The 26,232-nt window shown below is 72.2% G+C and carries 20 protein-coding genes; 10 read left to right on the forward strand and 10 right to left on the reverse strand.

Annotated elements, in window-relative coordinates; all coding sequences use genetic code 11:
* On the reverse strand, window positions 1-8,019 hold an 8,019-nt coding region (locus BLW84_RS34770; RefSeq protein ID WP_143061202.1), incomplete at its 3' end, for a type I polyketide synthase.
* A gap of 56 nt (window positions 8,020-8,075) precedes the next feature.
* Window positions 8,076-8,699, reverse strand: coding sequence for a hypothetical protein (locus BLW84_RS34775; RefSeq protein ID WP_093274390.1), 624 nt, complete (start codon window positions 8,697-8,699; stop codon window positions 8,076-8,078).
* Between the two features lie 289 nt (window positions 8,700-8,988).
* On the opposite strand from BLW84_RS34775, the gene BLW84_RS34780 reads away from it, so the two are divergent.
* The 7 genes from BLW84_RS34780 (at window position 8,989) to BLW84_RS49515 (ending at window position 15,568) form a co-directional block, all read left to right on the forward strand.
* On the forward strand, window positions 8,989-9,936 hold the full coding sequence (locus BLW84_RS34780; RefSeq protein WP_093274392.1) for a quinone oxidoreductase family protein: 948 nt from the start codon (window positions 8,989-8,991) through the stop codon (window positions 9,934-9,936).
* A gap of 365 nt (window positions 9,937-10,301) precedes the next feature.
* A complete protein-coding gene (locus tag BLW84_RS34785) occupies window positions 10,302-10,577 on the forward strand; it encodes a hypothetical protein (RefSeq protein WP_143061203.1) in 276 nt (91 codons plus the stop codon).
* 103 nt (window positions 10,578-10,680) lie between these two features.
* Complete coding sequence (locus tag BLW84_RS34790) at window positions 10,681-11,433, forward strand: thioesterase II family protein (protein ID WP_093274398.1); 753 nt, start codon at window positions 10,681-10,683, stop codon at window positions 11,431-11,433.
* A 464-nt stretch (window positions 11,434-11,897) separates the two neighbouring features.
* Window positions 11,898-12,899, forward strand: a complete 1,002-nt coding sequence (locus tag BLW84_RS34795; RefSeq protein WP_093274550.1) for an iron-siderophore ABC transporter substrate-binding protein — start codon at window positions 11,898-11,900, stop codon at window positions 12,897-12,899.
* Window positions 12,900-12,949: 50 nt separating this feature from the next.
* Window positions 12,950-13,918, forward strand: coding sequence for a FecCD family ABC transporter permease (locus BLW84_RS34800; protein WP_093274401.1), 969 nt, complete (start codon window positions 12,950-12,952; stop codon window positions 13,916-13,918).
* The gene (locus BLW84_RS34805; protein ID WP_093274403.1) at window positions 13,915-14,940 is read left to right on the forward strand and encodes a FecCD family ABC transporter permease; all 1,026 of its coding nucleotides are present in this window, start codon (window positions 13,915-13,917) and stop codon (window positions 14,938-14,940) included. Before BLW84_RS34800 ends, BLW84_RS34805 begins: the two co-directional genes overlap by 4 nt.
* A 4-nt stretch (window positions 14,941-14,944) precedes the next feature.
* On the forward strand, window positions 14,945-15,568 hold the full coding sequence (locus tag BLW84_RS49515; protein ID WP_245761596.1) for a hypothetical protein: 624 nt from the start codon (window positions 14,945-14,947) through the stop codon (window positions 15,566-15,568).
* A 73-nt stretch (window positions 15,569-15,641) separates the two neighbouring features.
* On the opposite strand, the gene BLW84_RS34815 is transcribed toward BLW84_RS49515, so the two are convergent.
* Together BLW84_RS34815 and BLW84_RS34820 are read right to left on the reverse strand one after the other, a co-directional pair.
* Window positions 15,642-18,134: an FtsX-like permease family protein gene (locus BLW84_RS34815; protein WP_093274405.1), complete on the reverse strand. Its 2,493-nt coding sequence runs from the start codon at window positions 18,132-18,134 to the stop codon at window positions 15,642-15,644.
* Complete coding sequence (locus BLW84_RS34820; protein WP_093274407.1) at window positions 18,134-18,865, reverse strand: ABC transporter ATP-binding protein; 732 nt, start codon at window positions 18,863-18,865, stop codon at window positions 18,134-18,136. The genes BLW84_RS34815 and BLW84_RS34820 overlap by 1 nt, the downstream gene beginning before the upstream one ends.
* 156 nt (window positions 18,866-19,021) lie before the next feature.
* On the opposite strand from BLW84_RS34820, the gene BLW84_RS34825 reads away from it, so the two are divergent.
* The gene (locus BLW84_RS34825) at window positions 19,022-19,696 is read left to right on the forward strand and encodes a response regulator transcription factor (protein WP_093274410.1); all 675 of its coding nucleotides are present in this window, start codon (window positions 19,022-19,024) and stop codon (window positions 19,694-19,696) included.
* Window positions 19,697-19,706: 10 nt separating this feature from the next.
* On the forward strand, window positions 19,707-21,188 hold the full coding sequence (locus tag BLW84_RS34830; RefSeq protein WP_245761597.1) for a sensor histidine kinase: 1,482 nt from the start codon (window positions 19,707-19,709) through the stop codon (window positions 21,186-21,188).
* Window positions 21,189-21,290: 102 nt separating this feature from the next.
* On the opposite strand, the gene BLW84_RS34835 is transcribed toward BLW84_RS34830, so the two are convergent.
* Genes BLW84_RS34835 through BLW84_RS34845 form a run of 3 tightly spaced genes read right to left on the reverse strand, consistent with a single transcriptional unit; the run spans window position 21,291 to window position 22,722 of the window.
* Window positions 21,291-21,917 carry a dihydrofolate reductase family protein gene (locus tag BLW84_RS34835; protein WP_093274415.1) on the reverse strand — a complete coding sequence of 209 codons (627 nt, stop codon included), beginning with the start codon at window positions 21,915-21,917 and terminating at the stop codon, window positions 21,291-21,293.
* Window positions 21,914-22,390, reverse strand: a complete 477-nt coding sequence (locus BLW84_RS34840; protein ID WP_093274417.1) for an SRPBCC domain-containing protein — start codon at window positions 22,388-22,390, stop codon at window positions 21,914-21,916. Before BLW84_RS34840 ends, BLW84_RS34835 begins: the two co-directional genes overlap by 4 nt.
* Window positions 22,387-22,722 carry an ArsR/SmtB family transcription factor gene (locus BLW84_RS34845; RefSeq protein WP_093274420.1) on the reverse strand — a complete coding sequence of 112 codons (336 nt, stop codon included), beginning with the start codon at window positions 22,720-22,722 and terminating at the stop codon, window positions 22,387-22,389. The genes BLW84_RS34840 and BLW84_RS34845 overlap by 4 nt, the downstream gene beginning before the upstream one ends.
* 110 nt (window positions 22,723-22,832) lie before the next feature.
* Here BLW84_RS34845 and lexA point away from each other — a divergent pair, with 110 nt between their 5' ends.
* The gene (gene lexA, locus BLW84_RS34850; RefSeq protein WP_093274423.1) at window positions 22,833-23,495 is read left to right on the forward strand and encodes a transcriptional repressor LexA; all 663 of its coding nucleotides are present in this window, start codon (window positions 22,833-22,835) and stop codon (window positions 23,493-23,495) included.
* Window positions 23,496-23,615: 120 nt separating this feature from the next.
* Here lexA and BLW84_RS34855 read toward each other — a convergent pair whose 3' ends face one another.
* The 3 genes from BLW84_RS34855 to pqqD are packed head-to-tail and all read right to left on the reverse strand — an operon-like array spanning window position 23,616 to window position 26,218.
* Window positions 23,616-24,830 carry an MFS transporter gene (locus BLW84_RS34855; protein ID WP_093274427.1) on the reverse strand — a complete coding sequence of 405 codons (1,215 nt, stop codon included), beginning with the start codon at window positions 24,828-24,830 and terminating at the stop codon, window positions 23,616-23,618.
* A 22-nt stretch (window positions 24,831-24,852) separates the two neighbouring features.
* Entirely contained in the window at window positions 24,853-25,944 is a 1,092-nt protein-coding gene (gene pqqE / locus BLW84_RS34860) for a pyrroloquinoline quinone biosynthesis protein PqqE (protein WP_093274428.1), read from the reverse strand.
* A complete protein-coding gene (pqqD, locus tag BLW84_RS34865; protein ID WP_093274431.1) occupies window positions 25,937-26,218 on the reverse strand; it encodes a pyrroloquinoline quinone biosynthesis peptide chaperone PqqD in 282 nt (93 codons plus the stop codon). Before pqqD ends, pqqE begins: the two co-directional genes overlap by 8 nt.
* Window positions 26,219-26,232 lie beyond the last annotated feature (14 nt).

Genomic DNA, 26,232 nt, shown 5'->3' on the forward strand with positions numbered 1-26,232 from the left:
CGCCCCGAGCGATCGCAGCTCGTCGCGGAGCTGTGCCGCGCCCGGTGCGGCTGGACCTTGGCGGCTGGCCAGGAGGAGGTGTGCGGGGTGTTGTGCGGCGAGGTGGCGGGCGAGAACGGTGCCGAGTGAGCCGGTGCCGCCGGTGATGAGGATGGTGCCGTGTGGATCGGGCGTGGTCGGGATGGTGAGTGCGAGTTTGCCGGTGTGGCGGGCGTTGCTGAGGTGGCGGAAGGCTTCCGGGGCCTGGCGGATGTCCCAGGCGGTCACCGGCAACGGGGTCAGGTCGCCGCTGGCGAACAGCGTGGTTAGGTCGCCGAGCATGGCCTGGAGGTGTGTCGGGTCGGCCTCGGTGAGGTCGAAGGCGTGGTAGCGCAGTCCGGGGTGTTCGGCGGGGTCGCGGGGGTCGGTCTTGCCGAGTTCGATGAAGTGCCCGCCGGGTGTGAGGAGGTCGAGCGAGGCGTCGAGGAGGTCTCCGGTGAGCGAGTTCAGGACGACGTCGACCGGCGGGAACTGCGTGGCGAAGTCCGGGGTTCGGGACGAGGCGATGTGGTCGTCGGGGATTCCGAGTTCTCGCAGGGTTTCCCATTTGCTGGGGTGGGCGGTGGCGTAGATGTCGGCGCCGTAGTGCTGGAGCAGCTGGATGGCGGCCATGCCGACACCGCCGGCGGCGGCGTGCACGAGCACGCGCTGCCCGGGTTGGACCTGCGCGAGGTGGTGGAGTGCGTGGTAGGCGGTCAGGAAAACCGCGGGTGTGGCGGCGGCCTGGGCGAACGTCCAGTCCTCCGGTAGGAGGGCGAGCAGCCGGTGGTCGGTGATCGCGAGCGGGCCCATCGCGCCGGGCAGCATGCCCGCCACCCGATCGCCGACCGACAGGCGATCGACATCGGAAGCGGCCTCGGTCACGACACCGGCGACCTCGATGCCCAGCGGCGGCGTGCCGGGGTACATGCCGAGGGTGTTGAGGACGTCGCGGAAGTTCAGCCCCACGGCCCGCACCGCGACCCGGACCTGACCGGCCGAAAGCGGTCCTTCGGCCGCCTCGAACGCCGCGAGGTGGAGGTTGTCGATGCTGCCGCGCTCGGTCACGTCCAGCCGCCACGCACGCCCCTCGGGCGGGGCGAGGACCTCCTGGCTGCGCGTCAGACGTGGCACGAGCAGCGCATCGCCGCGCACCGCGATCTGCGGTTCACCCTGGCGCAGGGCCACGCCGACGGCTTGCCGCAGCCCGACGGGATCGGTGTGGGCGTCGGCATCGACGAGCAGGATGCGGTCGGGGTGCTCGTTCTGCGCCACCCGCAGCAGGCCCCACAGCGGGCCGGTGACCAGGTCCGGGACCTCTCCCGGCTGCACCGCCACCGCGCCCCGCGTCACCAGCGCCAGACGCGTCTCCGCCCCGTCCGGCAACCAGCTCTGCACCTGATCCAGCGCTTCCCGGGCGACCCGCGCAACGCACGCCGGGACGTCCTCCGACGGATCGATCGCGCGGAAGTCGGCCAGCACCACATCGGGGCGCGGATCACCGCTCTCGGCAGGCAGGTCCGCGGTCAGCTGCGTCCACTTCAGCCGGAGCAGCTCGGCGTCCCGGCCGCCGGCGGTCGCGGCCGGTCGCAGCGTCAGGGCCTCGACCTCGGCCACCGGATTGCCGGTCTCGTCCGCGGCGGCGATGCGGATCGTGCCGGAACCGACCGGCCGGATGCCGACCCGGAGACGTTGCGCGCCCCGCTGGTGCAGCCGGATTCCGTTCCAGGAGAAGGGAAGGAGCGCGTCTTGGGAATCGCCGAGCCTCGGCAGCAGGGCCGCCTGGACCGCCGGATCGAGCAGTGCGGGGTGGATCGCCCAGCCGCCTGCACCGGCTACTTCTGGCAAGGCGACCTCGGCGTACAGGTCGTCGCCGTCCTCCCACAGGGCTTGGAGCCCTTGGAACGCGGGCCCGTAGTCGAGGCCTCGGTCGCTGAAGACGTCATACGCATCGGCCAGATCCACCGGCGTGGCGTGCTCCGGCGGTGCGGTGGCCGGAAAGTCGCCCCGAGGCTGTTGCACGTCGATGCGCAAGACGCCCGCGGCGTGTTGGACCCACTCCTGGGCTTCCTCGCGCGAGTGGATGGTGACTTCGCGATTCCCGGACTCGCTCTCCGGCGCGATCGTCAGGCGCAGCGCGAGGTGCCCGTGGGCGGGCAGCACGAGCGGTGTGTGGAGGGTGAGTTCTTCGACGGCGCAGTCGAGTTGCGCGGCCGCGTGCAACGTCATGTCGAGGAGCGCGGTGCCCGGGAGCAGCACGGTGTCCTGGACGACGTGGTCGGCCAGCCACGGCCGCGTTTCGAGCGAGATCCGCCCGGTGAAGACCGTCTCGCCGGTCTGCGGCATGTCGACCCGCGCGGCGAGCAGCGGGTGCCCGGTGCTCGCCAGCCCCAGCGTCTCGGGGCGTCCGGCCGACCGCTCCGCGTTCAGCCAGTACCGCTGGTGCTGGAAGGCGTAGGTGGGGAGGTCGATGGTCCGGCTCGGCGGGAGGAGCGCGGGCCAGCGGACCGGGAGGCCCGTGGTGTGGGCACCGGCGAGGGCGGTGACGTAGGCCGTCGTGTCGTCGGTACCGGCGCGCAAGGTGGGATGGCCGGGCGTGTCGTGCGTGGTGCGCGCGAGGGTGGTGAGGGTCGCGTCGGGGCCCAGCTCCAGATGATGCGTGACGCTGTGGTGCTCGTGGAGCCAGGCGAGGGCGGGCGCGAAGCGGACCGGTCGACGCACCTGGCTGGCCCAGTAGGCCGGCGTGGTGAGCTCGTCGGTGATGGTCCCGGTGACGGTGGAGATGATCGGGATCTTCGGCGGGTGGAAGGTCAGCTCGCGGGCGATGCGTTCGAGCTCGTCGAGCAGCGGCTCGCAGTGCGGCGAGTGGAAAGCGCGGCTGGTGTGCAGGTCCCGGACGGTGCGGCCCTGCCCGCGCCAGTGTTCGCGGATGGCGTGGACGGCGTCGGGATCACCGGAGACGACGGTCGACTGCGGGGCGTTGACCGCGGCGATCGAGACGCCGCTGCGCGGATCGTGGAGCTGGGGGTGCGCGTCGAGGAGTTCCTGCTCGCCTGCCTGGATCCCGGCCATGACCCCGTGCGCGGGGAGGGCCTGCATCAACCGGGCCCGCCCGGCGAGCAGCGCGGCGGCGTCGGGCAGGGACAACACCCCGGCCAGATGCGCGGCGGTGAGCTCGCCGACGGAATGGCCAATGAGGTGGTCCGGCACGATGCCGTGGTGTTCGAGCAACCGGAACAACGCGACCTGCAGTGCGAACAGCGCAGGCTGAGCGACCAGCGTTCGTTCCACCTCGGCGTCGTCGCCGTGGAACACGATGTCGGTGAGCGGTCGGTCCAGCCCCAGCAGCGGGTCCAGGTGCGCGCACGCTTCGTCCCAGGCCCGGGCGAACACCGGGAACGCCTCGTGCAGCCCACGGCCCATGCCGGGTCGCTGGCTGCCCTGACCGGACAGCAGCATGGCGACGCTCGGCTGGTCTGCGGCGATGCCGCGCACGACACCCGCGTCCTCGGAACCGGCGAGGGATGCCAATCCCGCCAGCAGTTCCCGGCGGTCGGTGCCGACGATCGCAGTCCGGTGCGCGAAGGCGGTGCGGGTGGTGGCCAGCGACCGGGCGATCTCGGCAGGCGTCCAGTCGTCCCGGTCGCCGAGGTGGGAGAGCAAGCGTTCTGCCTGCGATGCAAGGGCTTCCGGCGTTCTCGCGGAGATCACCCACGGCACGACGCCGGAATCCGCGGTCGCGGTCGCGGACTCGATGGCCGGCGGCTGTTCGAGGACGAGGTGTGCGTTGGTGCCGGAGATGCCGAAGGACGAGACGGCGGCGCGACGCGGCCGCTCGCCCTTCGGCCACGGCCGGGGTTGATCGAGCAGTGCGAGGGCGCCGCTGCTCCAGTCGGCGTGGGGAGACGGTTCGCCGGCGTGCAGCGTGGCGGGCAGCTCTTCGTGGTGGAGCGCCTGCACCATCTTGATGACGCCGGCGACACCGGCAGCCGCTTGGGTGTGGCCGATGTTGGACTTCAGCGATCCCAGCCACGCCGGCCGCTCGGGACTGTGGTGCTTGCCGTAGGTGGCGAGCAGGGCTTGCGCTTCGATCGGATCGCCCAACGCCGTACCCGTGCCGTGGGCTTCCACTGCGTCGACATCGGCGGGGGTGAGTCCGGCGTTGGCGAGCGCCTGCAGGATCACCCGCTCCTGGGCAACCCCGCTCGGCGCGGTCAGGCCGTTGCTGGCGCCGTCCTGGTTGATCGCGCTGCCGCGGATCACCGCCAAAACCCGGCGGCCGTTGCGCACGGCCTCCGACAGCCGCTCCAGCACCACCACCCCGACGCCCTCGGCCCAGCTGGTTCCGTCGGCGTCGGCCGAGAACGCCTTGCAGCGCCCGTCTTTCGCCAGCCCGCGCTGGCGGCTGAACTCGATGAACATGCCGGGCGTGGCCATCACGGTCACCCCGCCGGCCAACGCCAGGCCTGACTCGCCCGACCGCAGCGACTCGCATGCCAGGTGCATCGCCACCAACGACGACGAGCACGCGGTGTCCACGGTGAACGCCGGTCCGTGCAAGCCCAGGGAGTAGGCGATCCGCCCGGACAGGATGCTCGGCGTGGTGCCGGTCAGCGCATGTCCCTCGCCGCACTGGTCCAGGCGAGGCCCGTATTCCTGCGCGGTCGCGCCGACGAACGTCCCGGTGCAGGTGCCGCGCAGCGCCGCCGGATCGATTCCGGCGCGCTCCAGCGCTTCCCACGACGTTTCCAGCAGCAGCCGCTGCTGGGGGTCCATCGCCAGCGCTTCCCGCGGGCTGATGCCGAAGAAGGCGGGATCGAAGGACGCCGCGTCGTGCAGGAATCCGCCCTGCCGGGCATAGGACTTGCCGGGCGCGTCCGGATCCGGGTCGAAGAGCGCGTCCAGGTCCCAGCCGCGATCGGTGGGGAACCCGGAGATCGCGTCCGCGCCGGAGGCGACGAGCCGCCACAGGTCCTCCGGCGACCGCGCGCCGCCGGGCAGGCGGCACGCCATGCCGACGATCGCGATCGGCTCATCGCCGGCCGACGGTTTGAGCCCGGTGGGAGCCCCGCCGCCGGCCAGCTCCGCGCGCAGGTGATCGGCCAGTTCGGCTGGTGTCGGGTAGCTGTAGAGCGCTGCGGTCGTCAGCCGGAGCCCGGTGGCGGCGCAGAGGCGGTCGCGCAGCTCCACCGTGCCGAGCGAGTCGAAGCCGAGCTCGCGGAGCGTGCGTCGCGGTTCGACGTCCTCGGGCGAGGAATGCCCCAGGATGGCGGCGGCCTGGGAACGCACGAGCTCCAGCGGGTCCTGCTCGGTCTTGGCCGCTGGCTCCGCGACCGGCTCGTCGTCGGTCGTCTCCTCGTCCAGCCAGTACCGCTTCCGCTGGAAGGCGTAGGTCGGCAGGTCGATCCGGCGGCCCGCGGGCAGCAGAGCCGTCCAGTCGACGGGGACGCCGGTCGCGTGCGCGCGGGCGAGGCAGGTCAGCACGCTCTCGGGTTCCGGCAGATCCGGGTGCAGCGCCGGGATGGCCGGGATGTCGCCGTGCACCTCGCGCGCGAGCGTCGTGAGGGTCGTACCCGGGCCGAGTTCCAGGTGGTGGGTCGCCTCGTGGTCGCGGTGGAGCCGGGCCAGCGCCGGGTGGAACCGGACGGGATCGCGCAGCTGGCGCACCCAGTAGCCCGGCGTCGTGATCGCATCGCTGCGATCGCCGGTCAGGGTGGAGACGATCGGGATGCCCGGCCGGTGGTAGGTGAGCCGCGCCGCGGTCGACTCGAACTCGTCGAGGATGGCGTCGCAGTGCGGCGAATGGAAGGCACGGCTGGTGCGCAGCCGCCGGACGTGGCGGCCCGCCCGGCGCCAATGCCGCAGGATCGCATCCACCGGCTCGGGATCGCCGGAGATCACCGTGCTGTCCGGCGCGTTGAGCGCCGCGATGGCCACGCCGCTCGCCGGGTCGGCGAGTTCGGGGTGCGACCGGGTGAGTTCGGCTTCGGTCGCGTGCACGGCGGCCATGACGCCGGAGGCCGGCAGCGACTGCATGAGGCGCGCGCGGGCGGCGAGCAGCGTCGCCGCGTCGGGCAAGGTGAGGATGCCGGAGACGTGCGCCGCGCTCAGCTCGCCCACCGAGTGGCCGATGAGGAAGTCGGCGCCGATGCCGTGCCCCTCGAACAGCCGGAACAGCGCGACCTGGAGCGCGAACAGGGCGGGCTGCGCGACGAGAGTCTCGTTCAGGGCGTCCTGGCTGCCGGTGAAGACGATCTCGGTGAGCGGGCGGTCCAGCCCGAGCAGCGGATCGAGGTGCTCGCACACCTCGTCCCAAGCCTCGGCGAACTCGGGAAAGGCGCGGTGGAGTTCGCGTCCCATCCCGGCCCGCTGGCTGCCCTGGCCGGAGAACAGCATCGCGACGCCGCTGCCGCCCGTCGCCACGCCGCGCACGAGCCCCGAACCCTCGCCGCCCTGTGCCAGTTCTTCCAGCCTGGCAAGGAGTTCCTCCTCGTCGCGGCCGAGGATCGCGGCACGGTGCGCGTGCTGGCTCCGCGTCGTCGCCAGCGACCACGCCACGTCGGACGGCGACCACTCCCGGTGCTCCCGGAGGTGGGCGTGCAGCCGGGCCGCCTGCGCGCACAGCGCTTCCTGGGTCTTCGCCGAAACCAGCCACGGCACGGTGCCCGCGATGTCGCCGGGCACATCGGTCTCCGCGGCGGGCGGCTCCGTCACGACGAGGTGGCAGTTCGTGCCGCCCATGCCGAAGGAACTCGCGCCCGCCGTCAGCGGCCGGTCCGGCCGCGGCCACGGCCCGAGCTCCCGCTGGACCGCCAGGTTCAGGGAATCCAGCGGAATGGCGGGATTCGGCGTCTCGAAGTTGAGGCTCGGCGGCAGCCTGCGGTGCCGGATGGCCAGCGCCACCTTGAGCAGGCCGACGATGCCCGCCGCGCCCTCCAGGTGCCCGACGTTCGTCTTGGCGGAGCCGACCGGCAGGGGAGAGCCGGGCGGCCGGGCGGCGCCCAGCGCCGCACCGAGCGCCGAGGCCTCCACCGGATCGCCCACCTTCGTGCCCGTGCCGTGCAGCTCGACGTACTGCACCTCCGCCGGATCCACACCGGACGCCGCGTACGCCGCGCGGATGACTTCCCGCTGTGCCAACGAATCGGGCACCGTCAGGCCGTCGCCCGCGCCGTCGTTGTTGACCGCGCCACCGCGGATCACGCAGTAGATCGGGTCGCCGTCGGCCACCGCCCGCGATAGCGGCTTGAGGACGACCACGCCGCCGCCTTCGCCGCGCACGTATCCGTTGGCTCGGGCGTCGAAGGTGTAGCAGCGGCCGTCGGGTGACAGGCTGCCGAATTCCTCCACGCACACCGAGCTCTCCGGCGCGAGGATGAGGTTCACGCCGCCCGCCAGCGCGAGGTCGGCCTCCCCGGACCGCAGGTTCTCGCAGGCGAGGTGCACGGCCACCAGCGACGACGACTGCGCGCTGTCGACGACCATGCTCGGGCCGCGCAGCCCCAGGGCGTACGACACGCGATTCGCGATGATCCCGCGCTGCAGGCCGGTCGAGGTGTGCCTGCCGATCGCCCGCGGTGCGCGGCGGTGCAGCAGGGTCGCGTAGTCGTCGGCCGCGCATCCGAGGAACACGCCGGTCCGGCTGCCCCGGACCCGGTCCGCGATGATCCCGGCGTCTTCGAGCGCATCCCAGGCCAGTTCCAGGACCAGCCGCTGCTGGGGATCCATCGCGCGGGCCTCGCGGGGCGAGACGCCGAAGAAGTCGGCGTCGAAGCCGTCGACGCGATCGAGGAATCCGCCCCGGCGGGTGGCCCCGGACGCATCGGGGCCGCAGCGGTCGGCGGGGGCGTCGGCGATCGCGCTGCCGCCGTCCCGCAGCAGCCGCCACAACGCGCGCATGTCCGCTGCTTTCGGGAGCCGACATGCGGCGCCGATGACGGCGATCCCGTCATCGGCGGCCGAACGATCTCCTATTCCTGCGCGGTCAGATCCGGTTGCCAAGTGAACTCCCTGTCGGCTCGTTCAACACGCGGTTTCCGGGGGCCGGGCGCAGGTGCTCAGCCGAGGCTGGTGTTGTACAGGCCCGTCAGGGTGATCTCGGTGAGGCCTTCCGGGGAGTCGCACTTCGCCGGGTCGATCCGGCCGATGGTGTTGTTCTCGATGATGTGGCCCTTGAGCTCGCCTTCGGTGACCCGGCCGACCGACCGCTCGATGATGACGTCCCCGGCGATCTGGAAGGTGCTCACGAACTCCATCAGGCTGGTGCGCTCGGACTGGTCATCGGTGGTCCAGCGCACGCGGTCCTTGACCCACACGATCGCGGACTCGCAGTCGCCCTTGCCCTTGACCTCGACCTCGTGGGCCTTCGTGCCGGTGATCGGCAGGGTGGAGACGCACCGCCCGCTGTGCCCGCCCTCGACGTAGCTGAAGGTGATCTCCTGCTCGGTCCGCTTGAGGCCCGGCGTGATCTTCAGCGTCGCGGTTCCGCTGCACGATTCGCCGTGCACGGCTTCGTCGACGTTCGCTGCGGACAGCGCGGCCGGCCCGCTCGAGACCACCACCGTTCCGGCGGCCAGCAGGACGGCGGAGAGGCCCGCCAACACCCACTTGCCCCGGCGGCCGATCAGCGGCGCGGCCTTCTCGGCCGGCCGGGGCGCGTTGTGGGGGGTCTGGGCCTTCATGGGAGGGCTCCTTCCGGGGTGAATGCGGGAGATCCGCCCCATTTCTAAGCCACCCGAGGCGCTTTCTCGACCGATCATGCCCGATCGAGAAAGCAGCTCACTCGTCTTCGTTGTCCTGCCCGGAAGGGCGACTACGGTTCGCAGTGATGATGCCGAGATCGCTTCATATATTGTTGCGGCGCAATAGCTTTCAACCTTTCGATGGGGTGATCCTTTCTGGTGCGCCCAGCGGAGGGCCGTGTGGTAGTCCTGGGTGGTCCGTGATCGCTGCACAGCGCTTGGAGATGCGGTGCGCGCCATCCAGATTTCCCGGTACGGCGGGCCGGAAGTGCTCGTCCACGAAGAGGTGCCGGATCCGGCATCCAACAACGGTGAGGTGGCCATCCGGGTCAGCGCCGCCGGTGTCAACTACATGGACACCATGTGCACGTCGAATTCCTACCTCAAGCCGGTCGAGCTGCCCTACGTCCCGGGCGGCGAGGTGGTCGGCCGCACCGCCGACGGGCGGCGCGTCCTCGCCATGATGGACGGCGGCGGGTACGCCGAGCTGGTCGTCACGTCCTCCCCGTTCGTCGCCGAGGTCCCGGACGGCGTCGACGACCACCAGGCCGTCGCGCTCGGCGTCCAGGGCCTGTCGGCCTGGCACCTGCTGCGTACCTGCGCGCGAATCGTCCCCGGCGAGTCGGTGGTGGTGAACGCGGCCGCGGGCGGGGTGGGATCGCTGCTGGTCCAGCTGGCGAAGCTGTTCGGGGCGGGCCGCGTGGTGGCCGCGGCGTCGAGCCCCGACAAGCGGGCCTTCGCGATGGCAGTCGGAGCCGACGCGGCCGTGGACGGCGCGGCGGAGGGATATCGCGACCGGGTCGTCGAGGCCAACGACGGGCGGCCGGTGGACATCGTCTTCGACGCCACCGGCGGGGCCGTCTTCGACGCGGCGCTGGACGCGCTCGCCCCGCTCGGGCGGATCGTCACCTACGGCGTGGCATCCAACGTGCTGCCCGGCCCGATCACGGCGGCGCAGGTCATCGAACGCACCGTTGCGGTCGGCGGGTTCTGGCTGCCGCAGGTGATCTCGTTGCCGGGCAGGTACCGGGAGCCGCTGGCGGAGCTGTTCGCCCTCACCGCCGCCGGCCGGCTGCGCCCGGCGATCGGCGGCGTGTACCCGCTCGGCGAGGCGCGGCGGGCGCACGAGGACATGCTCGGCCGGCGGACGCGCGGCAAGCTCGTGCTGGAACCGTGACGGCGCCGGCCACGATCGTGCGGGTGCCGACCCCGTCGGTGGTGGTGGACCGATTTCCCGGTGGCACGAACGAGTTCCGGCGCCGCGCGGTAGTCGCGGTTCAGGCGCCAGGTCAGCGGAGGCGATCTCGCGATGGGTTTTCCTGTTGCGGTGAAGAGGTTTTTGCCTTTCACCGCCGTTGCCGAGGATCGGCCCGCACTCGCGCGGCGAGGTGGTGCCTGATGCCCGAAGATGAGGCGGGCGCCGATCACCGCGCGAAGTCCGGTGCGGTCTCGATCGAAACCGCCCGTTCTGCTCGTCCCTCGCCGGAAACCCGGCGGCTGGACTGATCGGGTCAACGATTCGCCGAAGCCGGGAGGTTGAAGTTGACTGCCACCGCCGCACCGCGGCTGATCGCCGAACGAGCCCCGGATCCCCGCCTGCCGGTCGCGCGGCTGCTCGACCGCGATTCCGCCACCGCGCTGCACCCGCCGGACGACTGCGGGGTCATCGCGGTGGCGGGGCGGATCGATGGCCGCCGGGTGATCGCGTACTGCACGGATGCCACCAAGATGGGCGGCGCGCTGGGTGCGGCCGGGGTGCGGCGCGTCTTGCCGGCGGAGTCGGCCGCGCGCTCGACATCGGCGTGGTGGACGAGGTGATCGACCCCGCGGACACCCGGCGCCGGGTCGCCGCCGCGCTCGCCGAGGCCGCCGCCGGCCGCGGCCACCACGGTAATATTCCGCTGTGACCGGAGGGAGAACGGTGACCGTTCCAGCACGCGGCGGCCAGTTGTGGATCCGCCGCTTCCACCCGGCGCCCGACGCCGGCGTCCGCCTGGTAGCGCTCCCGCACGCGGGCGGCTCGGCCAGCTTCTACTTCCCGCTGTCCCGCGCGCTCGCGCCGCGCGTCGAGGTGCTGTCGGTGCAGTACCCCGGCCGTCAGGACCGGCGGGCGGAGCCGTGCATTGACGACATCGGTGAGCTCGCGGACCGGATCGCGGCAGAGCTGCGGCAGTGGGCGGATCGCCCGCTGGCGCTCTTCGGCCACAGCATGGGCGCGGCGGTGGGTTTCGAGGTGGCGCGGCGGATGGACGTCGCGCCGATCCGGCTGATCGCATCCGGCCGCCGCGCGCCGTCGACGCATCGGGACGAGCGGGTGCACCTGCGCGACGACGACGGGCTCGTCGCGGACCTGCGGAAGCTGAGCGGGACAGCTGCCGGCGTGCTCGGCGACGAGGAACTGCTGCGCATGATCCTGCCCGCGGTTCGCAGCGATTACCGAGCGGCCGAGACCTACCAGGGCGAGTCCGGGGCGAAGGTGGCCTGCCCGATCACGGTGCTGCTCGGCGACGACGACCCGAAGGTCACCCTGGCGGAAGCCGAAGCCTGGCGGGAGCACACCGACTCCGAAGTGGACGTTCGGGTCTTCGCCGGCGGGCACTTCTACCTGGTGGAGCACCAGGAAAAGGTGCTCGCGGTGCTCGACGAGCGGCTGAAGGTGCCGGATTCCGTGTGAACATCCCTGCGTGGCGGCACCGGTTCCATCGCGCCCAAAGGTGTGCAAATATCGCCCAATTGTTGGGAAACAGTGTCAGTGTCGACAGACTTTGTTTAGGGGCAACATCTTTGAGTTCGTTTTATCCGTGATCTGCTCGGTTCGGCAGGAGGAGACCGACGTGTCTGGTGATGGGGAAGTCTGTGGAAAGGTTCCGCAGTTTCAATTGAAACTGTGAACTGGACGCTCGAAGAGTGGCGATTGCGCCCACCGCTGGTAGCCGGGTCCGACGCGTGCGGCTGCGCGGCATTCTGCAACGGCCCCTGAGTCCGGCATCGGATTCCACTGTGGAGTCCGGTGCCGGGCTTCCTGGTCTCAGGCCCCCGGTGTGACCGACGTCGTCCCGGGCTGGACCGAGGGGTGCTGGACTCGACCCAGTCGGATTAGTTAGGTTAGGCGTACTTAACCACTCTGATTGGGGCTTGATGCGGTTCTCTGGGCGTCGGGGTCGCGGCGCGCTCGCGGCGATGCTGTTGGTGCTGGTAGCGGCGCTCGCCGGGTGCGGCGGGCCGGAGCCGGGGAAGGCGCCCGTGGTGGGGGACGGGCAGTTCCCGGTGACCGTTCCGACCGCGTTCGGTGACGTCACGATCCCGGAGCGTCCGCAGCGGGTCGTCGCTCTGGGCTGGGGCGATGCGGAGGTCGCCCTGATGCTCGGCGTGCAGCCGGTCGGCGCGGCGGACTGGCTTCCCATCGGCGGGGACGGCGTTCCGCCGTGGCTGCCCGCGGACAAGAGGTACGCGACGCCGCCCACGATGCTCGGCACGATGGAAGTCGACATGGAAGCCGTGGCCGCGCTGGAACCGGATCTGATCCTGGACACCCGCGCCAGCGGCGAGCGGGACCGCCACGACCTGCTGGCCGGGCTGGGCGTGCCGGTGGTGAGCATCCCGGTCGGCGGGCAGGCGTACCGGACGAACTGGGACCAGCAGCTCGACATGATCGGCAAGGCCCTCGGCAGGACGGCGGAGGCGCAGCAGGTCCACGCGGACGTCGAGGCGAAGTTCCGCGAAGCCACGGCCGCGCACCCGGAGTTCGCGGGCAAGACGGTGGTCGTCGGCTCCAAGATGGTCGGCTCCTACGGCGCCTACGTCAACGGCGGTTCCCGCGTCGACCTCATGGAGCGCCTCGGCTTCGTCCAGTCGCCGCGGGTGCAGGCGCAGGCCGGGGAGGGCTTCTCGGTCTCCATCTCGCCGGAGCGGATGGACCTGCTCGACGCGGATCTCGTGCTGATGTCCCCGATCGGTGTGAGCGCGGCCGACATCTCCAACGATCCGCTGTTCCGGTCGGTGCCCGCGGTCCAGGCGGGGCACGCGGTCGTGCTCTCCGATTCGGAGATCTCGCAGGCCTTCTCCAGCGGCACTCCGCTCGGCCTGGTCCGCGCGGTGGACGAGGTCGTGCCGCTGGTCGCGCAGGCGCTGGCTCGCTGAGCGCCGTGGGTTCGGCGCGGCGCGGGACGCGTCCCGGTCTCGTTCTCGGGATGATCGCGGCGCTTCTGGTGCTGGCGGCCTTCGCGAGCGTCATGGTGGGCGCCAAGGGGCTCGCGCCCGCCGCAGTGCTGGACGCGCTGCTGCACCCGCGCCCGGGCGATCCCGACCACCTGATCGTCTGGCAGGTGCGCATCCCGCGGACGATCGTGGGGCTGCTCGCGGGCGCGGCGCTCGGGCTGGCCGGTGCGATCATCCAGGGCGTGACCCGAAACCCGTTGGCGGACCCGGGAATCATGGGCGTCAACGCCGGGGCTTCGCTGTGCATCGTGTTGGCGATCAGCGTGCTCGGTGTGCAGTCGGTGGCCGGGTACGTGTGGTTCGGCTTCCTCGGCGCGATCCTCGCGTCCGTCCTGGTCTACGGGGTGAGCATGCTGGGCGGGGAGGGCGGCACGCCGCTGCGGATCGCGCTGTCCGGGGCGGCGTGCACCGCCGCGTTCGGCTCGCTGACCACCGGCGTCCTCGTCACCGACAACGTGACCTTCGAGCAGTTCCGGTTCTGGCAGGTGGGTTCGCTGTGGGGCCGGGCGTCGGACGCCGCTTGGCAGGCGTTTCCCTTCCTCGTGGCCGGTTTCGTGCTCGCGTTCGCGTGCGCCCGAGTCCTCAATGGACTTTCGTTGGGAGACGACGTGGCCCGATCGCTGGGGCACAACGTGGTGGTCGGCCGCGCGACCTGCGCGGCAGCGGTCGTGGTGCTGTGCGGCTCCGCGACCGCGATCGCCGGTCCGATCGCGTTCGTCGGCCTGGTCGTCCCGCACGCCGCGCGGCTGCTGACCGGCCCCGACCACCGCTGGCTGCTGCCGTTCTCGATGCTGCTGGCCCCGTTGCTGCTGCTGGTGGCCGACATCGTCGGGCGCGTGATCGCGCCGCCGGGCGAGGTGCAGGTCGGCGTCGTCACGGCGATCATCGGGGCGCCGGTGTTCATCCATCTCGTCCGCCGCCGCAAGCAGGTGGCCGTATGACGACGCTGGTCGCGACGCGCCGCCGCAACGGCCTCCGCTACGCGGTCGTCCTGGCTGGGCTCACCGCCGCCGTGATCGCGGTCCTGATCTTCGCCCTGTGCTTCGGCCGGTATCCGATCGGCGTGCCCGACGTGGTCGCGACGTTGTTCGGCCGGGGCACGCCGAGAACGGACTACGTGGTGCTGCGGCTGCGGATGCCGCGCGCCCTGACGGGCCTGCTGGTCGGGGCGGCGCTCGGGCTGGCCGGCTTGATCTTCCAGAACATCCTGCGGAATCCGCTGGCCAGCCCGGACGTGATCGGCGTGACGGCCGGTTCGAGCCTGGCCGCCCTGCTGTGCATCACCGTGTTCGGGGCGTCCGGCTTCGTGGTGTCGACGGCGGCACTGGCCGGCGGGCTGGCCACAGCCGGGCTGATCTACCTGTTGGCGTGGCGGCGCGGCATCACTGGGCACCGGCTGGCGCTGGTCGGCATCGGCGTCGCGGCGGTCCTGTCGAGCATCGTCTCGTACCTGATCACGCGCAGCGACACCGAAATCGCGACGATCGCCCTGTTCTGGCTGACCGGCAGCCTCAACGGCGTCGGCTGGGCCGAGGCCGCCACCGCGGCGGCGTTCCTGGCCGTGCTGGTGCCGGTTGCGCTGGTGCTCGGTCGCGTGCTGGCCGCCCTGCAGCTCGGCGACGAGGTCGCCCGGGGGCTGGGACTGCGCGTCGAGTGGTGCCGCCTCGGCCTGCTGGCGGTGGCCGTGGCGCTGGCCGGCGTCGCGACCGCGGTGGCCGGTCCGGTGGCCTTCGTGGCGTTCGTGTCCGGGCCGATCTCGGTGCGACTGCTGCGAACCGGCCGACCGAGCCTGCTCCCGGCGGCGATGACCGGCGCGCTGGTGACCCTCGTCGCGGATCTCGCGGCGCAGCACCTCTTCTCCGGCGCCGTGCTGCAGCTCCCGATGGGCGTGGTCACCGGGGCCGTCGGTGCCCCCTACCTGCTCTACCTGCTGGCTGTCGCGAACCGAAGGACACGCGCATGACGACGTGGCATCCGAGCAAGGCCGAGCTGGTGACGCTGGAGGCGGCGCTCCACGAGGCGCGCCGGCACCGGCGATCGCGGCCAAAGGCATCGCCGGGATCGACGAGCTCAGCAGGGATTTCACCGCAGCGGCCAGGCTGTTCTTCCTCGCCACCACCGCCGCGGACGGCAGCGTCGACCTGTCGCCCCGCGGCGATGCGGCGGGCAGCGTGCTGCTGTTCGACGACGACCATGGCGAAGTAGCTGAAGCACTCCTGCGGGTGCTGGGTCACGGCGAATCCCGGGTGTCGCGCAGCGCCTCGGCATCCTGGGGCACGATGGCGTTGACCGTGGAGAGATCGCCGCCGACCAGTGCCGCCACCCGGGCCGCGCTGTCCGGGATGGGCGCGAGCACCACGGTGTTCAGCCGCCACCCCGCGTCGCCCGGCCGCGCGCCCTATCAGGATTCGTGGCGGCGCAAGGTGAGCTTGCTCCCGCACAGCCAGGATTCCAGCGCGAACGGGCCGGTGCCGACCGGCCGCTGCCAGAAGTTCTCCACGTCCCGCTGGATCGCGGTGGGCGAGGCGATGCCGAACTGCACGGGCGAGGTCATCCCGCTTCTCGGCCCGGCGACGGACACTCCGGCCTGAGCGCGAGGTCGGGCGGCCGGAAGCCGCCCGCCCCGCTTTCACACCGCGCGGATCGAACGGCCAGCGCTACCGGTCACGACTGCGCTATCCCGGCGGTGACCGAGCCTCGTGCCGCGCGACGGGCCGGGATGACGGCGGCGAGCGGCGCCGCCAGAACGGCGGCTCCCAGCAGCACTCCGAGCCGACCCCACGGCAGCGCGAACAGCACCGGCTCGGCGTCGGTCGACGCGACCTGCGCGATCAGCCACGCCGAGCCGATGCCGACGAACAGCCCGCACGCCGCACCGAGCAGCGCGACGAAGACCGATTCGGCGGCGAGGGCGGCGCTGAGCCCGCCCCGGGTCAGGCCGAGCGCGCGAAGCAAGGCCGACTCGCGAGTCCGCTCCAGGACGGACAGCGAGAGCGTGTTGGCGATGCCCGCGAACGCGATCAGCACGGCCAGGGCGGTCAGCGCCCACAGCAGGTCCAGCGTGCTGCGCAGCGGCGCCGATAGCTCGTCCTTGAGTTCGTCGATGCTGCGCAGCTGGGCAAGTGGCGCGCCGGAGAGCGCGTTCTCCAGCGCCCGCCGGACCTGGTCGTGGTCGGCGTCCGCCGCCAGCTTGACCAGGACGCTGTCGTCGTAGCCGCCCTCGCCCATGGCGATCGCGGACTGCTGCCCGAGATCGATCATGGCGAGCCCGGTATCGGCGCCTGCGGCGCGGACGCCGTCGTAGACCGCGACGACCCGCAGCGGGACCGGGCGGTTCCGGGGCCCGGCCTGGACGGTGTCGCCGACCGCCAGCCCCGTTTCCTCGGCGAGCTGCTTGCTCACGGCCAGCTCGCCCGGCCCCAGCCAGTCGAGGCGGCCGGACAGCACCACCGGCCGCAACAGGCTGCCCACGGCGTCGCCGCGCACGGCGGTCATCCCGTAGCCGCCGAACGTCCCGAGGTCACCCGAGAACGACTGGCGGAGGGCCGCGTCCGCGACGCCGGGAACCGCCGCGAGGGTGTCCGCGAGCGCGGCGGGCAGTGGCTTGGTGGCGACCACCGACGTGACGGTGAAGTCGGCCCCCAGCTGCTGGTCGATGCCGCGATCCCGGCCCGCTTCGACGCCCGCCGTCACCGTGGTCACGAGCGAGACGACGGCGAGACCGATCGTGAGCGCGGCGGCGCTGGCCGCGGTGCGCTTCGGGTTGCGGTCGGCGTTGAGCGCGGCCAGCCTCGCAGGCTGCCCGAGGATCGGCGCGCAGAACGCGCCCGCCACCCGCGCCACCGGGCCGACCACCAGGGGCCCCGCGGCCAGCGCCGCGCCCAGCAATGCGGTCATGGCCACGATGGACAGCACCACGCCGGTCTCCACCTCGGAGCCCAGCGCGAGTGCGGCCGTGCCGAAACCCGTCGCCAGCAGGGCGATCGTGACGGCCGCTCGTGGCCGCCCGGCGCGGGCGGACTTGCCCTCCACCGGCGTCCGCAGCGCCTCGACGGGGGCGGCGCGGGTCGCGGACCAGGCCGGGATCGCCGCGGCGAGCATCGTCACCAGCACCCCGATCGCCAAGGACGCGACGACCGTCCGCGCGGTCAGCGGGACGTGGACATCCCCGATCGCGATCGCCTGCAGCGCGGCGGCGACGCCGAGCCCGCCCAGCAGACCCACTGCGGACGCGACCGCGCCCACCGCCACGGCTTCGGCGAGCAACCCCGAGAACACCTGCGGCCTCCCGGCCCCGATGCACCGCAGCAACGCCAGTTCCCTCGTGCGCTGCGCGACGAGGATCGTGAACGAGTTGGCGATCACCATCGCGGCCACGATCATCGCGAGCACCGCGAAGGCGGTGAAGAACTTCGTCAGGCCGGCCGAGTCCGACGGGGTCTCGCGCAGCATCTGCGCGGCGGCTTCCTGCCCGGTCACCACGGAGATTCCGCGCCCGCCCACCGCTCGCGCGAGATCGGTGACGAGCTGCTGCTGACCGATGCCCGGAGCCGCGCGCACGACGATCTCGCCGAACGCCGTCTCCTGCGACAGCTTGCCCAGGGCCTCGGGCAGCAGCACCAGATCGCCGGCCCCGATACCGGCGTCCGAGGGCCGGGTGAACGTGCCGACCAGCGTGAAGGTGTGCTGGTTGCCGTCCTGGTCGAGGACGGTCACGGGATTGCCCAGCGCGTAGTCCGCGGCGGTGTCCTGCTCCATCGCGATTTCGTTCGCGCTGCTGGGAAAACGCCCGTCGGCGAGGTCGAAGGGACGCAGCTGCTCGTCGGCGGCCAGCCCGGTGGCGGCGGCGTCCTTCGGGCGGCCTGCAGCGTCCAGTAGGGGAGCGCTCACCGTGGTGCGGCCCTCCGCTGCGGCGACGCCGGGCACCTGCCGCGCCTTCGACAGCACCTCGTCGTCGAGCTCGGCCCCGCGCGTCCCGTCGATCGATGCGTCGACCCCGCGGGTCTCGAAGGCGATGGCTTGGCGAAGGCCGACGCCGACGGCGTCGGAGAGCACCAGCGACCCGGCGACGAAAGCCACGCCGACGGCGATGGCGACGGCCGAGAGCAGCAGCCGCAGCGGCCGGGCCGCGAGCCCGGCGATCACGGTTCGCAGCATCACGCCTCCAGCCTGGTGAGAGCCGCGAGCACGGTCTCGGCGGTCGGGCGTTCGAGGTGCGCGGCGATGCGGCCGTCGGCCAGGAGCACCCCGCGGTCGGCGTAGGACGCCGCGACCGGGTCGTGCGTCACCATCACGACCGTCTGCCCGAGCTCGCGGACCGACGTGCGAAGGAAGCCGAGCACCTCCGCGCCCGAGCGCGAGTCGAGGCTGCCCGTCGGCTCGTCGGCGAACACCACGTCCGGTCGGCCCACCAGCGCGCGGGCGCACGCCACCCGCTGCTGCTGGCCGCCCGAGAGCTCGCCCGGCTTGTGCCGCAGCCGCGACCGCAGGCCCAGCGCGTCGACGACCGAGGTGAACCACGCCCGGTCCGGCGCGCGGCGGGCGAGCCGCAGGCCGAGCAGGATGTTCTCCTCCGCGGTCATGGTCGGCAGCAGGTTGAAGGACTGGAACACGAACCCGATCCGGTCCCGCCGCAGCCGGGTCAGCGCCGCGTCGGACAGCCCGGTGAGCTCGGTCTGCCCGATGCGGATCCGCCCGGAGTCCACGGTGTCCAGCCCGGCGAGGCAGTGCATGAGCGTGGACTTGCCGGAGCCGGACGGGCCCATGATCGCGGTGAAGCGGTGCGCCAGGAGGTCGAGGGACACGCGGTCCAGCGCGCGCACCGCCGTGTCGCCGCGACCGTGGACCTTCACGACGTCCGCCACTCCCGCCGCGTTGTGACCGTCCATTGTGTTCCCGCGCATTTGCTCCCCTGAAACGAAGCCTCGAAGGCGGCCGCCGGTCGCGGCCGCCTCGGCGATGGTGGCGGGCGAGGCCTGAACGGTTCCTGAAACGACCTGAAGAACGCTTCAGGTGCGGCACCGCGGGTCTGGGAGGATCGGCCCATGCGGGTGCTCGTGGTGGAGGACGAGAGGCGGCTGGCCGAGACGCTCCAGTGGGGTCTGGAGGCCGACGGCTACGCCGTGGACCTCGCCCACGACGGAGTGGAGGGGCTGGAGCTCGCGCAGCTGCACCCCTACCAGGTGATCGTGCTGGACATCATGCTGCCGAAGCTCAACGGCTACCGCGTCTGCGCCGCGCTGCGGGAACGCGGCGTGAGCACGCCGATCCTCATGCTCACGGCCAAGAACGGCGAGTACGACGAGGCCGAGGCGCTCGACACGGGAGCCGACGACTTCCTGAGCAAGCCGTTCTCGTACGTGGTGCTCACCGCGCGCCTGCGCGCCCTCACCCGCCGGGGCGCGGCCGGTGCGGCCGCGGCGCTGGCATTCGGCGACCTGGTCCTCGACCCCGCGAAGCGGACGTGCCGGCGCGCGGGGCAGCCGGTGGCGCTGACCGCGAAGGAGTTCGCGGTGCTCGAATGCCTGCTCCGGCACAAGGGCCAGGTGGTCGCCAAGCACGAGATCCTGGAGCAGGTGTGGGACCTGGCGTACCGGGGCGACCCGAACATCGTCGAGGTCTACGTGAGCGCCCTGCGGCGGAAGCTGGACGCGCCGTTCGGGCGGCGCACCATCGCCACGGTGCGCGGCGTCGGTTACCGGCTGGTGGCGGATGAGTAGGTGGTGGCCGGTGTCGGTCCGGCGGAGCACGGCCCTGTCGGCGGCGCTGCTGTGCGCGTTCGTGTTCACGCTGGGATGGCTGGGGACGCGCGAGTTCCTGAGCAAGCAGCTGACCGGCGACGCGGTGAACGCGACGCGAACCGAGCTGGACCGGATGGTCGCCGCCTACCACGTCGCGTCTCTGGGCGGCGGACGACCGGCGCTCGCCGCGGCGATCCACTCCGGCGACGCGACGTTCGAGGTCGTCGCGGAGTCCGGGGAGGCGGTGGTGCGCAGCGAGAACCTGCGCAGCCTGGATCCGGCGTGGACACCGCTGCCGCCCGCGCCGATCGGAGCACCGGCGGACTGGACGACCACGACGAGCGTGACGCTGCGGCCCGGCGACCATCCGCATTGGCGCGAGTACCGCACGTACACCGTGCTGGGCCGGCTGGTCGACGACGTGCCCGCCGACCTGGTGGAGCCCACCGGCCGCGAAGGATCCACATTGGACGCAGAGCTGGGAGGCGCGGACCCGGCGAAGCGCCAGCGGCTCACGCTGTACCTGTTCGTGCCGCCGTGGAACGCGCTCGGCACGCTGCGCAACTTCGACGACACCCTGGCGGTCTTCGTTCCGCTCGCGGTGCTGCTCACGGCCCTGGCCGCGTGGTTCTCGGCCGGGCGCGCGCTGCGGCCCGTGGAGGCGATCCGCCGGGAGCTCGCCGAGGTCAGCGAGAGCCGGCTCGACCGGCGCGTGCCGGTGCCCCGCTCCCGCGACGAGGTGGCCCGGCTGGCGCGCACGACGAACGAGACCCTCGATCGCCTGCAGCGCGCCCACAACCAGCAGGAACGCTTCGTCGCCGACGCCAGCCACGAGCTGCGCAGCCCGCTAGCGAACCTGCGGGCGGGCCTGGAGGTCGCGCTCGCGCATCCGGACCGGGCGGACTGGCCCGACATCGCCCACCGGTCGCTGCTCGACGTCCAGCGCCTGCAGCGCATCACCGCGGACCTCCTGCAACTAGCCGTCGGCCCGGACGGGCAGCCGTCGGCGGTCGTCGACCTCGCGGATGTGGTGGCGGAACAGGTCGCCGAGCGCTCGTTCGACCCAGGAGCTCCCGTCGTGAGCTCCATTGTGGAGGGACCGGCGCCGGTGCTGGGAGAACCGGTGCAGCTCGAACGCCTGCTGCGGAACCTCCTGGACAACGCGGTGCGCCACGCGCGCTCGGCCGTCACCGTGCGAGTCGGCGAGCAGGCGGACGACGTCGTCCTCGAAGTCCTCGACGACGGACCCGGAATCCCCGTCGAGGACCGCGAAAGGGTCTTCGACCGCTTCGCCCGCCTCGACGACGCGCGTACGCGAGACGCGGGCGGCTCCGGCCTCGGCCTGACGCTCGCCCGGGACATCGCCACCAGGCACGGCGGCACCCTCCGGGCGGAGGACGCCGAAGCGGGAGCCAGGCTGGTCGCGAGGCTGCCATCCGCCAGGCGGGCAGAACCCGAACCACCGGCCTGAGCCGCAGTCCGTCCTGATCGCCCGTTGCCGCTTGGGGCAGTGCTCCCACCAGCAGGCGCGCGGTGGGCATTGGTGTCCATTGTGGGTGCTCGTGCCCGGCGCCTACCCCAGTTTCGTGACGCCTTCGTAGTCGCCGACCACCGCGTCGCCGGTGACCTCGTACTCGAGGAGCAGCAGGCCCCGCGTCGTGGCCTCGTGCCGGACGAGTTGCAGGCCGGTCGCCGCAGTCGGGTGGGTGAGCAGGCGTCGGCCCGTGCCGAGCACGGTGGGCGCCACGACCAGGCGGAGCGTGTCGACGAGCCCCATCGACAGCAGCGCGCTGCCGAGCCGGGCGCTGCCGTGGACCTGCAGTTCCCGCCCCGGCCGCGCCTTCAGCTCGCGGACCGCCTCGCCGGCATCGCCGCGGAGGACCGTGGTCGGCGGCCAGTTCCCCGCCTCGAGGGTGTTCGACACGACGTACTTCGGCAGCGAGTTCATCCGCTCGGTGAACGGGTCGTCGGGGTCGGTGATCGCCGGCCAGTCGCGGGCGAACGCCGTGTACGTCCGCCGGCCGAGCAGCAGGCCATCGGCGTGGTCGAGCCATTCCGACGCGCGCCGGACGAACGCCTCGTCCATGTGCGGCACGAGCCAGCCGCCCCTCGTGAAACCGCCGCTGGTGTCCTCAGTGGACGAACCTGGTCCCTGGCTCACGCCGTCGAGGGTGACGAATTCCGTGACGGCGACCTTCATCGCCCGGTCTCGCCCTCGACCAGCCGGGCGAGTTGGGCGGTGGTGGTGCCCCAGCCCTCGGCGAAACCCAGCTCGGCGTGCCGGGCGCGAGCGGCGGGGTCGCCGTGGCGCACGACGACCCGGTAGTCGGTGCCGTCCGGGTGGTCCAGCAGGACGATCTCGGCGGTCATCGGGACCGGCGCGGGGCTCGCGGGGCGCCATCCGCTGTCGAGCGCGTTGGTGAAGACGATCCGCTCGTACTCGTCCACCACGAGGAAGCACGCGTCCAGGTGCGGGACGAACGCGTCGCCGTCGTCGCTCATCAGCGTGACGAACGCGCCGCCGGGCCGGACGTCGAGGCGCTCGACGCGGCAGCGGGTCGGGGCGGGCACCCACCACTGCGCGAGGTTGGCCGGGTCGGTCCACGCATCCCACACCTGCTTGCGGGGCGCCCGGATGACCCGGTCGATGCCGAGGTCGAGTTCGGTGTTCACTGCTCCTCCTTCGGGTTGGTGACGAACCGCTCCAGGCGATCGGTGCGGTCCGTCCAGATGCGCCGCTGCTCCGTGAGCCAGTCCTCGACGAGCGCGAACCGCTCCTGGTTGAGCTCGCAGATGCGCACCCGGCCGGACTTGGCCGTGCGGATCAGGCCGTTCGACTCGAGCACCCGCACGTGCTTCATGAACGACGGCAACGTCATGGGGGCATCCCGGGCGAGGTCGCCGACGCTCGTCGGTCCGCGACCGAGCCGCCGGAGAACCGCGCGCCTCGTCGGATCGGCGAGTGCGATGAACACGCCGTCGAGCACAGCCGAATACTGAGCCATGAGGCTAAGTATTAACCCTTCGCAACACTTAGCGCAAGAGCAAAGTGTCGACCCGATGACCTCGCAGGGCGGTGGGCCGGTCGCGGGTGTGCACCTCTACCATTCAGCGGGTGGCCGCCTACGACGATCTCGACCTGTTCGAGCACCTGGACCCCTCGACCCTGCCGCTGCGCCAGCAGCGAATCCTGGTCGCCATCCGGGATTGGGTGATACGGCACGGGTACTCGCCGAGCACTCGGCAGATCGGCGAGGCCGTCGGGCTCCGGTCGTCCTCTTCGGTCTCGAAGCACCTGGCGAGCCTGGAGGAGAAGGGTTTCCTCCGCCGCAGCAACACGATGTCCCGCCCGATCGACGTGCGCGCGTTCCTCCGGGAACCGTCCACACGGGAGTCCGCCGAGCACTCGGTGCCCGTGCCCGTGGTCGGCGACATCGCCGCCGGAACGCCCATCTCGGCGGTGGAGCACGTCGACGACGTGCTGACCCTGCCCCGCGAGCTCACCGGGCGCGGCAACGTCTTCGGCCTCCGGGTGCGCGGTGACTCGATGATCGACGCCGCGATCTGCGACGGCGACATCGTCGTGGTGCGCCAGCAGTCGGAGGCCCACTCGGGCCAGATCGTCGCCGCGATGATCGACGACGAGGCCACCGTCAAGGTGTACCGCCGCCGCAACGGCCACGTGTACCTCGAACCGCGCAACCCGGCTTACGAAGTCATCGACGGCGACAAGGCCGCCGTGCTGGGCACGGTCGTCTCGGTGCTGCGCAGCGTCTGAGAGCTTGTTTCCAGGCTCGTTCGGTGCGGGGTGGCGGAACCTCAGGGGCCTTCTCGCTGTGGGATCCCCGACATCATGAATGCCACGACATGAAAAACAGCCTCCATGACTCCAGCGCGTTCATCGCCGGCGGGGATCCCGGGCGAGGGCGAAGCCGCACGCCGCTGCGGCGAGCAGCAGCGCGGAGCCGAGGAGGTAGACGGCGGTGATGCCGAGCGCGTCGGCCAGGAGGCCGCCGAGGAGGAGGCTCACCAGCCTGCCCGCCTGGAACAGCGAGTCCAAGGCGGCGAAGACGCGCCCCCGCACCGTCTCGTCGGTGTGGGTCTGCACCAGGCTGGTGAAGGCGATGGTTCCCGTCGAGGTGCCCAGGCCGTAGAGCAGCAGTGACGCGGCGGCCAACAGAGGCCATGTCGTCACGGCCAGCAGCACGTTGACCAGGCCGCGCAGCCCGAAGGCGGCGAACACGACGTTCGGGCCGGCGCGGCCGCGCAAGGCCCGGGTCAGCAGGACGGGGCCGGCGACGGCGCCGACGGCGATCGCCGCCAGCAGCCATCCGAAACCCTGCGGGCCGAGTCCGAGCCGCTCCCGGGCGAGGACGACGAGCAGGGCGCTGATGGCCCCGGCCGACAGCGCCGCGAGCAGCTGGGCGGCGGCCAGTGCCCGCAGCAGCCGGTCGGCGACGAGCAAGCGCGCGCCGTCGAGGGAGTCGCGCAGCCAGCCCCGGCTGATCGCGGCGGCGCGGTGACCGGGCACCGCCAACCCGGCGAGCAGCACGGCGCTGGCGGCGAATGAAGCCGCGTTGACCCAGAACGCGACGGCGAAGCCGGCTGCGGCGGCGAGCACTCCGGCCAGTGGCGCGAGCGCGATCTGGGCGATGATGGCCATGGTCCAGACACCGGAGTTGGCGGCGACGAGCTCGCGTTCGCCGACCAGCGCGGGCAGCAGGCTGTTGGCGGCGGGGTTGAAGAACACCGCGGCGGCGGAGAGCGCGAACGCGATCGCGTAGATCGCGAACACGTGGGCATCGACCAGGGGCAGCGTCGCGGCGAGGACCGCGCGGACCAGATCTGCCGCGATCATGATCCGTCGCCGGGGCCACCGGTCGACGACGATGCCCGCCAGGGGAGCCAACAGCAGCACGGGCAGGACGTCGGCGATCACCACGCCGGCCACACCCGTTCCGGAGCCGGTTCGGTCCAGCACCAGCAGGAGCAGCGTCACCCCGGCCAGGACGTCCCCGGCGCGCGAGATCGCCGCGGCGGCCCACCACCGCCGGTAGCCCGGGCGCGCGAGCAACGCCCGCACCGTGATCCGGTCGTGTTCCGCCGCTGGCATCGCGCGCCGGGCTGTCCGGTTCCTACCGGGTGTCGCGGGGGTGCGGGCGCGGTGCGAGAACTTCCGCGACCGGCCTGGTCTCCGCGTTCGCGACGCGCACCGCCTCGGCCACGATCTCGTGGTCCGGCGAGAGGATGCAGACCGGGTCCGTGCGCGCCGCGTCGCCGGTGAGCAGGAACGCCTGGCAGCGGCAGCCGCCGAAGTCGATCTCGCGGCGCGGGCAGCCGCGGCACGGCTCGGGCATCCAGCCGGTGCCGCGGAAGCGTTGGAACAGCGGCGATTCCGCCCAGATCCATGCCAGCGACTTCTCGCGCACGTTCACGCGCGGCAGCGGCAGCGTGTGGGCGGCCGGGCAGGGCAGCGCGTCGCCGTTGGGCACCACGGTGAGCTGCAGCTTCCCCCAGCCGCCCATGCAGGGCTTGGGGAAGTCGAGGTAGTAGTCGGGGAGGATGTAGGTGAGCTCCGCCCGCCCCTCCAGGCGCTTCCGCGCCGCGCGCACCACCTGCTCCGCCCGTTCCACCTGCGTCCTGCTGGGCAGCAGCGCGGCGCGGTTGTGCAGGGCCCAGCCGTAGTACTGGGTGTTGGCGAGCTCGATGCGGTCGGCGCCCAGCCGCTCGACCAGCGCGATGATGTCGGCGATCCGGTCGATGTTCTGCCGGTGCAGGACGACGTTCACCGTCAGCGGCCAGCCCAGGTCCTTCACCGTCCGGGCCGCCGCGGCCTTGCGTTCGAAGGAAGGAGTGCCCGCGATGCGGTCGGACAACGCCGCCTCGTGGGCCTGGACGCTGATCTGCACGTGGTCGAGACCGGCGGCCCGGAGCTGCTCCGCCCGGCGCGGCGAGAGGCCGATCGCGCTGGTGATGAGGTTCGTGTACAGGCCCAGTTCGGCGGCGGTGCGCGCGATCTCCACCAGGTCCCGGCGCTGCAGCGGCTCACCACCGGAGAGGTGCGCCTGCACCACGCCGAGCTCGCGAGCCTCGGTCAGCACGCGGCGCCACTCCGCCGTGGTCAGCTCGTCGCCGTAGTCGGCGAGCCGGAGCGGGTTGGAGCAGTACGGGCAGTGCAGCGGGCAGGCGTAGGTGAGCTCGGCCAGCAAACCGAACGGTCTAGTCATCGTCGGCCTCCACGCACCGCTTGGCGGCGAGGCGGGTCAGGAACTGCGCCACTTCGTCGTCGGCGACGTGGTCGTAGCGGGAGCTCAGCTTCGCGACGATCTCGGCGACCGTCCGCTGCCCGTCGCACAGATCGAGGATGGCCGCGCCGGTCGTGTTCAGGACCGTCACCGACTCCGGGCCCAGCAGCATGTACCGCCTGCGGGCCCGGTCGAACCCCAGGCGAACGTGCGGCGCCAGCCGAGGCCGGCTCGACGGGCGCACCGCCGTGCTCATCGCGGTCCCGCGGT

Source organism: Saccharopolyspora shandongensis, assembly GCF_900106995.1.
Lineage (GTDB): Bacteria > Actinomycetota > Actinomycetes > Mycobacteriales > Pseudonocardiaceae > Saccharopolyspora > Saccharopolyspora shandongensis.